At 62.6% G+C, this 16802-nt stretch carries 7 protein-coding genes; all 7 read right to left on the bottom strand.

Annotated elements, in window-relative coordinates:
* Position 1 precedes the first annotated feature (1 nt).
* Complete coding sequence (locus AC3WJM_RS02085) at positions 2–4132, bottom strand: hypothetical protein (RefSeq protein WP_492271100.1); 4131 nt, start codon at positions 4130–4132, stop codon at positions 2–4.
* Between the two features lie 196 nt (positions 4133–4328).
* On the bottom strand, positions 4329–5519 hold the full coding sequence (gene tuf, locus AC3WJM_RS02080) for an elongation factor Tu (protein ID WP_059387357.1): 1191 nt from the start codon (positions 5517–5519) through the stop codon (positions 4329–4331).
* A gap of 235 nt (positions 5520–5754) precedes the next feature.
* Positions 5755–7869: an elongation factor G gene (gene fusA / locus AC3WJM_RS02075; protein WP_059387356.1), complete on the bottom strand. Its 2115-nt coding sequence runs from the start codon at positions 7867–7869 to the stop codon at positions 5755–5757.
* 68 nt (positions 7870–7937) lie between these two features.
* On the bottom strand, positions 7938–8408 hold the full coding sequence (rpsG, locus tag AC3WJM_RS02070; RefSeq protein WP_059387355.1) for a 30S ribosomal protein S7: 471 nt from the start codon (positions 8406–8408) through the stop codon (positions 7938–7940).
* Position 8409: 1 nt separating this feature from the next.
* A complete protein-coding gene (gene rpsL / locus AC3WJM_RS02065; RefSeq protein ID WP_009358312.1) occupies positions 8410–8784 on the bottom strand; it encodes a 30S ribosomal protein S12 in 375 nt (124 codons plus the stop codon).
* 379 nt (positions 8785–9163) lie between these two features.
* Positions 9164–13063: a DNA-directed RNA polymerase subunit beta' gene (locus AC3WJM_RS02060; protein WP_284755100.1), complete on the bottom strand. Its 3900-nt coding sequence runs from the start codon at positions 13061–13063 to the stop codon at positions 9164–9166.
* 103 nt (positions 13064–13166) lie between these two features.
* On the bottom strand, positions 13167–16673 hold the full coding sequence (gene rpoB / locus AC3WJM_RS02055; RefSeq protein ID WP_059387358.1) for a DNA-directed RNA polymerase subunit beta: 3507 nt from the start codon (positions 16671–16673) through the stop codon (positions 13167–13169).
* Positions 16674–16802 lie beyond the last annotated feature (129 nt).

Here is a 16802-nt window from a genome sequence, read left to right as displayed (position 1 = left end):
ATCAGGGCGCAGTCCTGTTGAGGCGCCAGACCGCAAGGACAATCAATGCCAAGGCGATCACGGCGAGCATCGCGAAGGCATAGGAACGAAGGGCCCACATCACGCTGAGCGCAACACCCACGGCACCCCACCACACGAACGTGCGCTCGGCGAGGACAAGTCCGGCAAGCACTAGCACCGCAAATCCGACGAGGACCCATAGCTGCTGTGGCACAGTGCCCGGGAAGAGGCTTCCTGGCACTATCGAGAGGAGGCCTCCGAAGGACAACAAGCCTGAAGCGATCCCCCCTCTGATACGCCCCTCCAGCGTGTCCCCAACGTAATAGCGCACCCCTGCCAAAACCGCACCCAGGACCGCGAACCACTGCACCACCCAGAAGAACTCGGGCCTGGCTCCATGGACGAAGAGGACCGCCCGCTGTGCGGCTGAGAGCACCAGCACCGCACCGAGCTCCGCGACAGCGAATCTGATGGCGCGTGGTACCTCGAGGAAAGCCACGGCCACGGCAGCGCCGAGCAAGCACGTTCCTGCCACAGCGGTGTCATCGTGCAGTAGGCCTGCAGCTGCGGCCAGGGCAAATCCCCCTCCTGCTGTTACAGCGAGCGACAACTTGCGCACTGGGTGCGATCCCACGCCCGGGATCCGGGACCAACGGACAGCGTAAAGCACAGCGGCCGATCCTGCGCAGCCCAGGAGCCACGGCAGGAAATCCTCCCATTGAGCCCCAGACAGCCACAGGGGCCGAGCGTCATCCAGGACCGAAGCAGCCAAGACCGTAGCACCAACGAGGCTCGCGGCGGAGGCAAGCGGGTAGAAGCCCGGCATTCCCTCGACGTGGGAGGCCACGAAGCAGACCACCGCCAGCACCAGTCCAGCCATTCCCATGGCGGTGTCCGATACATCAACGGACGCCACCCCTCCGGCACCGCCGAAGGCCAGCGACGCCGCCAGCCAGAACCAACGTTCAGGGACGCCGCTTCCTGGTTGGACGAGTAGCCTCACGCAAGTCACCACGAGTGACATAGCGAGCAGCACCAGGGGCACCGCCGTGTGGCCCAGCAAGGGTTCGGCCAGCCAGGTTCCGGGAGGGAAGGACACCTCGGGTCCGGCCGCCACCACCACTGCGATCGACGCCGGAATGGTGAAATACACAGCGCCTCGGGCGGTGAAGATCCGATGAGCGACCACGGCGGAAACCAACAGCACGGCCAGCTCAAGCAGCAGCACCCAGCGGCCGCCGTCGTGGGCTTCCGGCTGAGACACAGACGAAAGGTACGTCGCCGGAAGCACTGCTTGCGCGCTGAGCGTCACCCACACTGCCGCCTGTTGGAAGGGAATCTGCTGCAATCGGTTCCGCATGAGCCCGCGGATGATGTGCTGCAGCACCAGGACTCCCGCGAAAGTCAGCGACACCGCGGTGGCGGAGGCTGATACATCGTGGGCAAATACCGCGGCAACGGCGGCCGTGAGAATCCTGGCGGCGATGAAGTAGACGCCCTTCGCCATGCGCGCGGGCACCGCAGCGACCATGACGGCGCCGAATACGGCGAAGATGGCAAGCAAAGCCTCGACCTCGTGAATGTGCCCACCGCGAAGCAATAGCAAGAGCGCCAACGTCGCCGGCGCGAAGACCGCGGAGGCGGACTCGGTGCGAAGCAGGAACCCCGCCGCCACAGCCGACGCCGCCATGGTGATCGAGATCGCCACCGCCTGCCAGCTTCCGGCCACGGAGCCGTCGGAGTAACTCCCGGAGACGCTGACGACGGCGACTGCACCGGCCATGAAGGGGAGCAGCACGGCGGCGTCGACTGTCGCAAGGCCCCGGTCAATACCGCGGACCGCCTCCACGAGGGGCGGAATCAGTTGGACTGTCAAGGCGACGAACACCACGGTGGCAAGTTGAAGCCTCTCCCCCGCCACCACCAAACCGCCTCCGTCCCGGAGCAGCTGCAGATAGCCTGTGCCGGCGAGCAGGGTGACGAGCGCACGGGCTGCCCACCAATAGCTGCGGCGATGCAGGGTGCGGGGAAGGCGGAGCGCCTGAACGGCGAAGTACAGCGCACCGACGAGCAACACCGTGTTTCCCAACGACACAGACACTGCCCCGAAGGACAACGCCCCCGACCAGGCAAATGCCGCCGGGGCGAGGAACTCGACCACCCTTCCGGTCCTCACGGCGTCGCTGACAGCTTTCGGGAACAGCGTCAAGCCGAGCAAAGCGACTGCAAGGACATGAATCACCACGGCCGATACAGTGAGGGGCTGGCCCGATGCTTGGTCCAGCAAAAAAAGCAAAGGCAGCGCTGCCATGCCGGTACCGGCAAAGGCTGCGAGGCAGGCGGTCGGCGCGAAGGTGCTGACACCCGAGCGGACCAGCGCGGCCTCCAATAGCAACTGGAACGTCACTGCGGCGAGGAACGCCAGGACGACGGCGGCAAGGCGCTCGGGAGTCTCCGGCACTACCGCCGCCGTCGCTGCCGGGACACTGAGAGTGAGCGCAATGCGCCCCGCGAGGACAAAGACCTTGCGTTTGCCCTCCCTAGGCCTGCTTGCGCGCAGCAGCCAGAACGCGCCGGCGATAGCCAACAATGCCGCTGTCGGCCAACCGCCCAGCTCATCGGCAAACGGGGCAGCAATCACAAGAGCGGAAACAGGGAGCCACTCGGCCTCGCCGCCCAGCTTCCACGCCAGGACCAGACCGCACAGGAGGGTCGCGAACAACGGGATCCCCACGGGCGTCCCGGAATGCCGGACCAGGATGGCAAGGCCCGCCATGAAGGCAGCCGCCGATTGAAGGCCAAAACACGCCACGGCATCAATGCGGCAGCGCCGGATCGCCTGGGATGTGCCCGGCCCAGGGAACCAACGGACCAGCCGGCTGCTGTCGAATGCCGACCATAGCGACTGCGCCGCAAGGAGAACGACGCCGGCCAGCAGCACTTCCGGGAGTCCAAGCCCCGCGTCGGACAGGAGTACAAGGAACGCCACCGTGAATGAGAGCCGCGCGGCATAGAACTGTGGGAGCCGGAAGATGCCCTGCGGAAGGGCCGCCATCACGGCAAAATACAGTCCACACGCCATCATGACGATGGCGTACTCGCCCTTCCCCAAATGTTGGGGAACGAAGCTCGCGGCAAGCGTAACGAGCGGCACCACATAGGGGTGGAGGGACATCAAGGGCCGGACATAGACCGGCGGAAGCCAGCGCGGTCTGCGCATGGCTATCAGGGTCAGGACTACGGCGAATCCGATCAGGCATGCGAAATACCAGACGAGGGCACCGCCCAGCATGGACACGCCCGACCACGCCGCGGAGACCACGAAGCTCAACGACAGGAAAGCGAGAACCCTGTTGTCGAGTCGCACCGCGGCGACAACATAGGCCACCGTCCCGACGATGGACGTAACCAGCCAGGCCGCCGGGCCATTGTGCAACGCGAAGTTGTACATCGCCAGGCCCGTCACGGGGATCAACGCAAGGCCTGTTCCCGCGAAGGCGATCGCGGCGGGCCGAAGCCTGGGAGCCCTCGCATGGAGGACGAAACCCGCAGCATAGAAGGCAGCCGTGATGGCCCAGACTCCGACGAAGCGGAGAACGGACGGAAGGCTGGAGCCGATGAACAGCGCCGAAGCGGCGACCAGCAGCAGGCTTGCCACGTAGAGGGTGATGTTGATGTTCTGCCGGTCCCGCTTCCGTTTCCGGGCCGCTTCCTCTTCCCGCAGCGCCTCCGGCGGGATCCGGGCCTCTGGCGACTGGATGGGGAATGGCCAAGGTTCAAGTGGAACGGGCAGGGCCGGAACGGTCTTGGCTGGGGCGGCCTGGCCTGGAGTTGCTAGGGCCGGGACGTCCTGGACGGGAGCCGTCGCGCGCGTTTGCCAACCCTCCGGGCGCGACGGGCCGGACTCCCGGTACTCCGCGGGAGCAGCGCCGCGGTGGGCCTCGGCGTCGCGCCACCCTGCAAGGTGGCCGGCCAGATAGCCTGAGCGATACTGCCTGACGGAATCGTCTGCAAGCCGTGAGGCAGCACGTTCGGCAAGCCAACGCCCTTTCGATTTCCCTGAGGAATACGACACCAAAGCAGTGACCAGGACAAAAACCATTACGAGGATGGTGCCAAAGAAGCCAGACATTCCTGCTCTCCTGTCCAAGGGCGACGAAGCCGCACGGCCTGCGGATCCGCGAAGTCACGGATCCACACTTCGTCATTAATCCATTCGATAGATAAACCATAGCAAAGAAGAACCCCGCCACAATAGTGACGGGGTTCTTCTTTGCTTTGCTACCGGACGCCAGGCGTCCGATCCTCCACCGATCTACAAGTAGAAACTACTTGATGATCTTGGTAACACGTCCCGAACCAACGGTGCGGCCACCTTCACGGATTGCGAAGCCGAGGCCCTCTTCCATAGCGATCGGCTGGATGAGCTCAACGGTCATCTCAGTGTTGTCGCCAGGCATAACCATTTCCGTGCCTTCCGGCAGGGTGATAACGCCGGTTACGTCCGTGGTACGGAAGTAGAACTGCGGGCGGTAGTTCGAGTAGAACGGGTTGTGACGTCCGCCTTCGTCCTTGGACAGGATGTAGACGTTGGCCTCGAAGTCGGTGTGCGGGGTGATGGAACCCGGCTTGACGACAACCTGGCCACGCTCGACGTCGTCGCGCTTCAGACCGCGGAGCAGGAGGCCACAGTTCTCGCCGGCCCATGCTTCGTCGAGCTGCTTGTGGAACATCTCGATACCGGTAACGGTGGTCTTCTGGACCGGACGGATACCAACGATTTCAACTTCGGAGTTGATCGCGAGGGTACCGCGCTCGGCGCGACCCGTAACAACGGTGCCACGACCGGTGATCGTGAAGACGTCTTCGATCGGCATCAGGAACGGCTTGTCGCGGTCACGAACGGGGTCCGGAACCGAGTTGTCGACAGCTTCCATGAGGTCCTCGACGGACTTGACCCAAACCGGGTCGCCTTCGAGTGCCTTGAGGCCGGAAACGCGGACAACGGGAGCGTCGTCGCCATCGAAGCCCTGAGCGCTGAGCAGCTCGCGAACTTCCATTTCAACGAGGTCGAGAAGCTCTTCGTCGTCGACCATGTCGGACTTGTTCAGCGCGACCAGCAGGTAGGGAACACCAACCTGGCGGGCGAGCAGAACGTGCTCGCGGGTCTGAGCCATCGGGCCGTCAGTGGCGGCAACCACGAGGATCGCACCGTCCATCTGGGCAGCACCGGTGATCATGTTCTTGATGTAGTCAGCGTGACCCGGAGCGTCTACGTGTGCGTAGTGGCGCTTCTCGGTCTGGTACTCAACGTGGGAGATGTTGATGGTAATACCACGCTGGCGCTCTTCCGGAGCAGAGTCAATCGACGCGAAGTCGCGCTGCTCGTTGAGAGTGGGGTACTTGTCGTACAGCACCTTGGAAATGGCGGCAGTCAGCGTCGTCTTACCGTGGTCAACGTGACCAATGGTGCCGATGTTGACGTGCGGCTTAGTCCGCTCGAACTTTGCCTTTGCCACAGGTTCCTCCTAGAACGATTTCAAGTGAGTTGCTCCTCGGCCGCGCTTTTCGCGGCAGAAACTCCAGCAAGTCTACTTGGGGGCTTTGGATTTGGTGAAATTGCAGATTCAGGGACCAATGTTGGTACCTGGAGTCTGTTCGCGCAAGGACCGGACTGCGGCCTGGGCTACAGCCCGGCGCCTGCGCTGAATGCTTTCCCGGAACGGGCCAACATCCTGGTTTATCCGTCGGTGATTACTCGCCGCGGTTCTTCTGGATGATCTCGTCGGCAACTGCCTTCGGGACCTCGGCGTAGCTGTTGAACGTCATGGAGTACACAGCACGGCCCTGGGTCTTCGAACGCAGGTCACCGATGTAGCCGAACATGCCGGACAGCGGAACGTGCGCACGGATCACCTTGACGCCAGCGGCGTCTTCCATGGACTGCATCTGGCCACGGCGGGAGTTCAGGTCACCGATTACTTCACCCATGTATTCCTCAGGGGTGCGGACCTCAACATCCATCAGCGGTTCGAGCAGAACCGGGTTCGCCTTGCGTGCGGCTTCCTTGAAAGCCATACGGCCGGCGATCTTGAACGCCATTTCCGAGGAGTCAACATCGTGGTACGCGCCGTCAATCAGCGTGGCCTTGATGCCGACAACCGGGTAGCCTGCCAGAACGCCGTCGTTGAGCGCATCCTGGATGCCCGCGTCAACGGACGGGATGTACTCGCGGGGCACGCGGCCACCGGTGACCTTGTTCTCGAACGCGTAGAGCTCGCCGTCGGCGGTGTCCATCGGCTCGATAGCGATCTGGATCTTTGCGAACTGACCCGAACCACCGGTCTGCTTCTTGTGCGTGTAGTCGTGACGCTCTACAGCGCGCTTGATGGTTTCGCGGTAAGCAACCTGCGGCTTGCCGACGTTTGCCTCGACCTTGAATTCGCGGCGCATGCGGTCCACCAGGATGTCCAGGTGGAGCTCGCCCATGCCGGCGATGATGGTCTGACCGGTGTCTTCGTTGAGGGAGACCTGGAAGGTCGGGTCCTCAGCGGAGAGCTTCTGGATGGCCGTGGAGAGCTTCTCCTGGTCACCCTTGGTGTTCGGCTCGATGGCAACCGAGATCACGGGCTCCGGGAAGCTCATGGACTCGAGGACGATCTGGTTGTTGGCGTCGCACAGGGTGTCGCCCGTGGTGGTGTCCTTCAGACCGATTGCTGCGTAGATGTGGCCCGCGGTAGCGCCTTCAACAGGCATTTCCTTGTTGGCGTGCATCTGGAACAGCTTGCCGATGCGCTCCTTCTTGCCCTTGGTGGAGTTGACCACCTGGGCGCCTGCTTCCACGTGACCGGAGTACACGCGGATGAAGGTGAGCTGACCGAAGAACGGGTGCGCCGCAATCTTGAACGCGAGGGCCGAGAACGGCTCCTCGGCGGAAGGCTTGCGGGTGAGCTCCTTCTCTTCGTCGCGCGGGTCGTGACCGACCATGGGCGGGACGTCGAGCGGGTTCGGCAGGAAGTCAACAACAGCATCCAGCATCGGCTGTACGCCGCGGTTCTTGAAGGCAGAACCACAGAGAACCGGGTAGAGCTCGGAGTTGATGGTCATCTTGCGGATGCCGGCCTTGAGCTCCTCGACAGTGAGTTCTTCACCGTCGAGGTACTTCTCCATGAGTTCCTCGGAAGCCTCGGCAACAGTCTCAACGAGCTGTGCACGGTATTCCTCAGCCTTGGCCTGGAGATCGGCGGGGATCTCCTGGACCTCGTACTTGGCACCCATGGTGACGTCACCCTTGGCATCGCCCGGCCACACCAGTGCGCGCATCTCAAGGAGATCCACGACGCCGATGAAGTCGTTCTCTGCACCGATGGGCAGCTGGAGAACCAGCGGCTTGGCGCCGAGGCGGCTGATGATGGTGTCTACGGTGAAGTAGAAGTCAGCGCCGAGCTTGTCCATCTTGTTGACGAAGCAGATACGCGGCACGTTGTACTTGTCGGCCTGGCGCCAAACGGTCTCGGACTGCGGCTCAACGCCTTCCTTGCCATCGAAGACAGCAACGGCGCCGTCGAGGACGCGCAGCGAGCGCTCGACCTCAACCGTGAAGTCCACGTGGCCCGGGGTGTCAATGATGTTGATCTGGTTCTTGTCCCAGAAGCAGGTCACGGCGGCAGACGTGATGGTGATGCCGCGTTCCTTTTCCTGTTCCATCCAGTCAGTCGTCGAAGCACCGTCGTGCGTTTCGCCGATCTTGTGGTTCACACCCGTGTAGAACAGGATGCGCTCGGTGGTGGTGGTCTTGCCGGCATCGATGTGGGCCATGATGCCGATGTTGCGGACCTTGCTAAGGTCGGTAAGCACGTCCTGTGCCACGGTGTCTCCCTTTCGGATGGACTACACGTTCGCCGCCAGCTCAGGGAGCCGGCGGCGTACGGGAAGTTTTACCAGCGGTAGTGTGCGAAGGCCTTGTTCGACTCGGCCATCTTGTGGGTGTCTTCGCGACGCTTCACAGCGGCACCGAGACCGTTGGACGCATCCAGGATTTCGTTCTGGAGGCGCTCGGTCATCGTCTTCTCGCGGCGGGCCTTGGAGTAGCCAACCAGCCAGCGGAGAGCGAGGGCGGTGGAGCGGCCCGGCTTGACCTCAACGGGAACCTGGTAGGTTGCGCCACCGACACGGCGGGAGCGGACCTCGAGGGAAGGCTTGACGTTGTCCATGGCCTTCTTGAGGGCAGCGACGGGGTCGCCACCGGACTTGGCGCGTGCACCTTCGAGTGCGCCGTAAACGATGCGCTCTGCGGTGGACTTCTTGCCGTCGATCAGAACCTTGTTGATCAGCTGGGTGACCAACGGGGAACCGTAAACGGGATCGGAAACTAGCGGCCGCTTCGGGGCCGGACCCTTGCGAGGCATATTACTTCTTCTCCATCTTTGCGCCGTAGCGGCTGCGGGCCTGCTTGCGGTTCTTGACACCCTGGGTATCGAGGGCACCACGGACGATCTTGTAACGGACACCCGGAAGGTCCTTCACACGACCACCACGGACCAGCACGATGGAGTGCTCCTGGAGGTTGTGGCCAACACCGGGGATGTAGGCGGTAACTTCAACGCCACCGTTGAGGCGGACACGAGCAACCTTACGGAGAGCCGAGTTCGGCTTCTTCGGGGTGGTCGTGTAAACGCGGGTGCAAACACCGCGGCGCATCGGGCTGCCCTTAAGCGCGGGAGCCTTGGTCTTGGAGACCTTCGGCGTGCGGCCCTTGCGGACCAGCTGGTTAATCGTAGGCACTTTCGTGTTCTCCGTTGGTTGATCTCTGCTCCGCGCCCAGGCGTTGGCCTGTGTTTGCGTGAGAGCTTTGGCGTTGTCCATGCGACCCTGGCCCGAAGACCGGTGGGCGTGCAAAAGTGCGGCATTCGTTGCGCACGTAGCCCGCAACCCGGAAACAGGCTCCACCCAACATCATGAGAACAAAACCGAAATGATGCTGCGGCGGCCTTCATCCACTGCCACACAGAACAATTACCAAAATTCTAGCATGGCTTGATCTGAGGCCTTAATCGGGTGTAGAGGGGTGAACCACGACGGCGGATGCCGGCCGCCGTCGTCGGGCGCTTAACGGGAAGGACCCCGCACTCAGTGAGTACGGGGTCCTTGCGTTTCAGACTTCTCAGCGGAAGTCGTTGCCGAGATCGTAGTCATCCAGCGGGATGGCGTGGAACTCGGGAGCTCCGTCGCCGCCCAGGGCGTCATACGAGAAGTCGGTGAAGGCGCTGGGGCCCGTGAACAGGCTCGCCTTTGCTTCTTCAGTCGGCTCCACGGTGACCTCGGTGTAACGGGGCAAGCCCGTACCGGCCGGGATGAGCTTACCGATGATGACGTTCTCCTTGAGGCCGAGCAGCGGGTCGCTCTTGCCTTCCATGGCCGCCTGCGTCAGAACGCGGGTGGTCTCCTGGAAGGAAGCGGCCGACAGCCAGGACTCAGTTGCCAGAGATGCCTTGGTGATACCCATCAGTTCCGGACGGCCGGAAGCCGGGGTACGGCCTTCGGACACCACGCGACGGTTCTCGTCTTCGAAGCGGCTGCGCTCAGCGAGCTCGCCCGGAAGCAGATCGGAGTCGCCGGATTCGATGACGGTCACGCGGCGCAGCATCTGACGGACGATGACTTCCACGTGCTTGTCGTGGATGCCGATGCCCTGGCTGCGGTAAACGCCCTGGACCTCGTCCACCAGGAACTTCTGGGCGGCACGCGGACCCATGATGCGCAGAACCTGCTTCGGGTCCACAGGACCGTTGATCAGCTTCTGGCCGACGCTGACGTGCTCGCCATCCTCGATGAGGAGGCGGGAACGGCGCAGCACCGGGTAGGCGATCTCCTCGGAACCATCGTCCGGGGTGATGATGAGGCGCATCTGGCGCTCGGACTCCTCGATGGCGATGCGGCCGGCTGCTTCAGCAATCGGTGCAACACCCTTCGGAGTACGGGCTTCGAAGAGCTCCTGGATACGGGGCAGACCCTGGGTGATGTCGTCGCCACCGCTGGCGGAAACAGCACCACCGGTGTGGAACGTACGCATGGTCAGCTGGGTACCGGGTTCACCGATGGACTGTGCGGCGATGATGCCGACGGCCTCTCCGATGTCAACGGTCTTGCCAGTGGCCAGCGAACGGCCGTAGCAGAGCGCACAGGTACCGACCTTGGACTCACACGTGAGCACGGAACGGACCTTGACCTCGGTGATGCCGGCTGCGAGCAGCTCGGCAATGACGACGTCGCCGCAGTCGGTGCCGGCAGCTGCCAGCACAGCACCCTTGGAGTCGACGACGTCGACGGCGAGGGTACGTGCGTAGGCGCTGTTCTCGACGTTCTCGTCAAGGACCAGCTCACCGTTGGAGTCCGGCACGGCGATTGCGGTCATGAGACCACGCTCGGTGCCACAGTCCTCTTCACGGACGATGACGTCCTGCGAAACGTCCACCAGACGACGGGTCAGGTAACCCGAGTTGGCGGTACGCAGCGCGGTGTCGGCCAGACCCTTACGGGCACCGTGCGTGGCGATGAAGTATTCCAGCACCGACAGGCCCTCGCGGTACGAGGACTTGATCGGACGCGGGATGATCTCACCCTTCGGGTTGGCCACAAGACCACGGATACCCGCGATCTGGCGGACCTGCATCCAGTTACCACGTGCACCGGAGGACACCATGCGGTTGATGGTGTTCATCGGGGACAGGCTGTCACGCATCGCCTGGGCGATTTCGTTGGTGGCCTTGTTCCAGATCTCGATCAGTTCCTGGCGACGCTCGTCGTCGTCGATCAGGCCCTTGTCGTACTGGCCCTGGATCTTGGCAGCCATGGTCTCGTAACCGGCAAGGATGGCCGGCTTGGAGGTGGGCACCTCGATGTCGGAGATTGCCACGGTGACGCCCGAGCGGGTTGCCCAGTAGAAACCGGCGTCCTTCAGGTTGTCCAGCGTTGCAGCCGTGACAACCTTCGGGTAGCGCTCTGCGAGGTCGTTGACGATACGGGAAAGCTCGCCCTTGTCGGCAACAGCCTCAACCCACGGGTAGTCCTCCGGCAGGGTCTCGTTGAAGAGAACCTGGCCGAGGGAGGTCTGGACCAGTGCGGTCTGACCCGGCTCCCAACCTTCCGGAGCTTCCCAGCCGGCGTAAGGCACAAAGCCCTCAAGGCGGATCTTGACCTGGGAGTTCAGGTGCAGCTCGCGGGCATCGTAGGCCATGATGGCTTCCGAAACCGAGGAGAAGATACGGCCTTCGCCTGCGGAACCAACGCGCTTGGTGGTCAGGTGGTACAGACCGATGATCATGTCCTGCGAAGGCAGGGTCACCGGACGGCCATCTGACGGCTTCAAGATGTTGTTGGAGGACAGCATCAGGATCCGGGCTTCAGCCTGCGCTTCGGGGCTCAGCGGCAGGTGGACTGCCATCTGGTCACCGTCGAAGTCGGCGTTGAAGGCGCCACACACCAGCGGGTGAAGCTGGATGGCCTTGCCTTCAACAAGCTGCGGCTCGAATGCCTGGATGCCGAGGCGGTGCAGGGTAGGTGCACGGTTGAGCAGCACCGGGTGTTCGGTGATGATCTCTTCCAGCACGTCCCAGACCTGCGGGCGGTAACGCTCGACCATGCGCTTTGCCGACTTGATGTTCTGCGCGTGGTTGAGGTCAACCAGGCGCTTCATCACGAACGGCTTGAAGAGCTCCAGGGCCATCTGCTTGGGCAGACCACACTGGTGCAGCTTCAGCTGCGGACCGACGACGATGACCGAACGGCCGGAGTAGTCGACGCGCTTGCCGAGGAGGTTCTGGCGGAAACGGCCCTGCTTGCCCTTGAGCATGTCGCTCAGGGACTTCAGCGGACGGTTGCCCGGACCCGTGACGGGACGGCCGCGACGGCCGTTGTCGAAGAGGCTGTCAACAGCTTCCTGAAGCATGCGCTTCTCGTTGTTGACGATGATCTCCGGAGCGCCGAGGTCAAGCAGTCGCTTGAGTCGGTTGTTGCGGTTGATCACACGGCGGTACAGGTCGTTGAGGTCGGAGGTCGCGAAGCGGCCACCGTCCAGCTGGACCATCGGGCGCAGTTCCGGCGGGATCACCGGGACGGCGTCCAGCACCATGCCAAGCGGGCTGTTGTTGGTGGTCAGGAAAGCGTTGACAACCTTCAGGCGCTTGAGGGCACGCGTCTTGCGCTGGCCCTTGCCGTTCTGGATGGTGTCGCGGAGGGACTCCGACTCTGCCTGCATGTCGAAGTTCTCAAGACGCTTCTTGATGGCTTCGGCACCCATGGAGCCTTCGAAGTACATGCCGTAGCGGTCGCGCAGTTCGCGGTACAGGCCTTCGTCACCTTCGAGGTCGGCGACCTTCAGGTTCTTGAAGCGGTCCCAGACCTGCTCGAGGCGCTCGATCTCAGCATCCGCGCGCTTGCGGACGTTGGCCATCTGGCGGTCCGCGGAGTCGCGGGCCTTCTTCTTGTCCGCAGCCTTGGCGCCTTCACCTTCGAGGCGGGCAAGCTCGTCCTCAAGGTCGCGGGCAATCGTGGCGATGTCACTGTCGCGGTTGTCGACGAGCTGCTTCTTCTCGAGGTCGTGCTCCACCTGAAGGTTCGGCAGTTCCGCGTGACGGCTCTCGGTGTCGACGCTCGTAATCATGTAGGCAGCGAAGTAGATGACCTTTTCAAGGTCCTTCGGTGCCAGGTCAAGGAGGTAGCCCAAACGGGAGGGAACACCCTTGAAGTACCAGATGTGCGTGACGGGAGCGGCCAGCTCGATGTGGCCCATGCGCTCGCGGCGCACCTTGGCGCGGGTGACTTCAACGCCACAACGCTCGCAGATGATGCCCTTGAAGCGCACGCGCTTGTACTTGCCGCAGTAGCATTCCCAGTCCCGGGACGGGCCGAAGATCTTCTCGCAGAAGAGGCCGTCCTTCTCGGGCTTGAGCGTGCGGTAGTTGATAGTTTCCGGCTTCTTGACCTCACCGTAAGACCAGCCGCGGATGTCTTCCGCGGTGGCGAGGCCGATCTGCATGAGGCCGAAGGAGGATTCGCTGGACATATGGTCCCTGTTCTCTCTTGTTCTCTAAATTCTGAAGTCTTGGGTTTACGGAAAGAGGCAGCAGCCTTGGCTGGCGGTCTGCACCGCCAGCCAGAGCGGCTGTTTAGACCTCTTCTACGGAGCTGGGCTCTGCGCGAGACAGATCGATGCCCAGTTCTTCCGCAGCCGTAAAGACTGCGTCATCAGAGTCACGCATTTCGATCGTCGTACCATCCGTGGAAAGGACTTCCACGTTCAGGCACAGCGACTGCATTTCCTTGATCAAGACCTTGAAGGATTCCGGAACGCCAGGCTCGGGGATGTTCTCGCCCTTGACGATGGCTTCGTAGACCTTCACGCGGCCGTGGATATCGTCCGACTTGATCGTCAGCAGTTCCTGGAGGGTGTAGGCAGCGCCGTATGCTTCGAGCGCCCACACTTCCATTTCACCGAAGCGCTGGCCACCGAACTGAGCCTTACCACCCAGCGGCTGCTGCGTGATCATGGAGTACGGGCCGGTGGAGCGTGCGTGGATCTTGTCGTCCACCAGGTGGTGGAGCTTCAGGATGTACATGTAGCCCACGGAGATCGGGTCCGGGAACGGCTCGCCGGAGCGGCCGTCGAACAGACGGGTCTTGCCGGAGGAGTCGATCAGGCGGTCGCCGTCGCGGGTCACGTTGGTGGAATCCAGCAGACCTGTGATTTCCTCTTCGCGTGCACCGTCGAACACCGGGGTGGCAACGGTCGTCTGGCCGGTTTCACGAGGCAGGTTCGGGAGGTTCTTGACCCACTCCGGCTCGCCTTCGATCTTCCAACCGGTCTTGGCAACCCATCCAAGGTGCGTTTCGAGCACCTGGCCGACGTTCATACGACCCGGAACACCCAGGGGGTTCAGGACGATGTCCACAGGGGTACCGTCGGCAAGGAACGGCATGTCTTCGATCGGCAGGATCTTGGAGATGACGCCCTTGTTACCGTGGCGGCCGGCGAGCTTGTCGCCGTCGGTGATCTTGCGCTTGGCGGCAACGTAGACGCGGACCAGCTGGTTGACGCCCGGGGGCAGCTCGTCGTCGTTGTCGCGGTCGAAGACGCGCACGCCGATAACCGTGCCGGACTCACCGTGGGGAACCTTCAGGGAGGTGTCACGCACTTCGCGGGACTTCTCGCCGAAGATCGCGCGGAGGAGGCGCTCTTCCGGAGTCAGTTCGGTTTCACCCTTCGGGGTGACCTTTCCGACCAGGATGTCGCCGGCTTCAACCTCGGCACCAATGTGGATGATGCCGCGCTCGTCCAGTCCTGCGAGGACTTCCTCGGACACGTTGGGGATGTCACGGGTGATTTCCTCGGCACCAAGCTTGGTGTCGCGGGCATCGATCTCGTGCTCCTCGATGTGGATGGAGGAAAGGACGTCCTCAGCGACGATGCGCTGCGACAGGATGATGGCGTCCTCGAAGTTGTGGCCTTCCCAGGACATGAATGCCACGAGAAGGTTCTTGCCGAGGGCGAGCTCACCCTGGTCCGTTGCCGGGCCGTCAGCGATGATGCCGCCGACTTCGAGGCGCTGGCCTTCGTTGACCAGGACACGGTGGTTGTAGCAGTTGCCCTGGTTGGAACGGGCGAACTTGTTGATGCGGTAGCTGGTTTCCGTGCCGTCGTCGTTAAGCATGGTGACGAGGTCAGCGGAAACTTCGTTGACGACACCGGCCTTCTTCGCGATGACGACGTCACCGGCGTCGACGGCGGCAGCGCGCTCCATGCCGGTACCCACGAACGGGGCCTCGGAACGGACCAGCGGCACAGCCTGGCGCTGCATGTTGGCACCCATGAGTGCGCGGTTTGCATCGTCATGCTCGAGGAACGGAATCAGGGCGGTAGCTACGGACACCATCTGGCGCGGGGAAACGTCCATGAACTGAACTTCGCCGGCCGGAACCAGAACGGGCTCGCCTCCACCACCACGGGCACGGACAAGCACGGTCTCTTCCGCGAACTTCTTGTCGGCATCCAGCGGTGCGTTGGCCTGTGCAATCAGGACTTCGGCTTCGTCGTCGGCGGTGAGGTACTGGACCTCATCGGAAACGACGCCCTCGGACACCAGGCGGTACGGAGTCTCGATGAAACCGAACGGGTTGATGCGGCCGTAGGAAGCCAGCGAACCGATCAGGCCGATGTTCGGGCCTTCAGGAGTTTCAATGGGGCACATACGTCCGTAGTGGGACGGGTGAACGTCTCGGACTTCCATGCCTGCGCGGTCACGGGACAGACCACCCGGACCAAGGGCCGACAGGCGGCGCTTGTGGGTCAGACCCGACAACGGGTTGTTCTGGTCCATGAACTGCGACAGCTGGGACGTTCCGAAGAACTCCTTGATGGCTGCCACAACGGGGCGGATGTTGATCAGGGTCTGCGGCGTGATCGCTTCGACGTCCTGCGTGGTCATGCGTTCGCGGACGACGCGTTCCATGCGGGAGAGGCCGGTGCGGACCTGGTTTTCGATCAGTTCGCCGACGGCGCGGATGCGACGGTTGCCGAAGTGGTCGATGTCATCGATCTCGACGCGGAGCTCGTGGTCTTCGCCATCGCGCTTGCCCATGAGGGTCTTCTCGCCGGCGTGGAGCGCGACGAGGAACTTGATCATGGCCACGATGTCTTCAACGTGCAGGACCGAAGCTTCCTTGTCGCCAAGGGAGCGGTCGATGCCGAGCTTGCGGTTGATCTTGTAACGGCCAACCTTGGCCAGATCGTAGCGCTTGGCGTTGAAGTACAGGTTGTCCAGCAGGGACTGGGCAGCCTCGACGGTGGGCGGCTCGCCCGGACGCAGCTTGCGGTAGATGTCCAGCAGGGCGTCTTCGCGGGTTTCGGTGGCGTCCTTCTCTAGCGTTGCGCGCATGGAGTCGTACTGGCCGAACTCTTCGAGGATCTGGCCTTCGGTCCAGCCGAGGGCCTTCAGCAGAACGGTGACCGACTGCTTGCGCTTGCGGTCGAGGCGTACGCCGACCTGGTCGCGCTTGTCGATTTCGAGTTCGAACCATGCACCGCGGGACGGGATGATCTTTGCAGTGAAGATGTCCTTGTCACTGGTCTTGTCGGCGGTGCGCTCAAAGTAGGCGCCCGGCGAACGGACCAGCTGGGAGACGACGACACGCTCGGTGCCGTTGACGACGAACGTTCCCTTCTCGGTCATGAGAGGGAAATCGCCCATGAACACGGTCTGCTGCTTGATTTCACCCGTGTTGTTGTTCATGAACTCGGCCTTGACATACAGCGGTGCCGAGTAAGTGGCGTCACGGTCTTTGCATTCGGCCATGGTGTACTTCGGATCAGCGAACTCCGGCTCGGAGAAGCTCAGGGACATGGTGCCCTGGAAGTCCTCGATGGGGGAGATCTCTTCGAAGATGTCGGCAAGTCCGGAGGTGGTGGCGACGCTCAGGTCGCCTTCCTCGACAGCCTTCGCTACCCGCGACTGCCAGCGTTCGTTTCCGACCAGCCAGTCAAAGCTGTCTGTCTGCAGTGCGAGCAGATTCGGAACGTCCAGCGGTTCGTGAATCTTTGCGAATGAGAGCCGGCGAGTTGCACCATCGGTGCTTGCCGTATTAGCGGTTTCGTTATTAGAGGTGCTCGAGGCGACCAAGAGGGATCCTTCCACAGACCTTCAGGCGTTTTCAGATCTCCCCCGCTTGCACCCTGCAGATTGAATCCGCAGTGTACCTTTCCGGTTCCGCTATATGACCCGGGACCCCGGCTGACCAAGACCATGCTC

The sequence above is a fragment of the Arthrobacter sp. FW306-1B-G06A genome (genome assembly GCF_058781765.1).
This window is presented reverse-complemented; position numbering and strand designations above follow the sequence as displayed.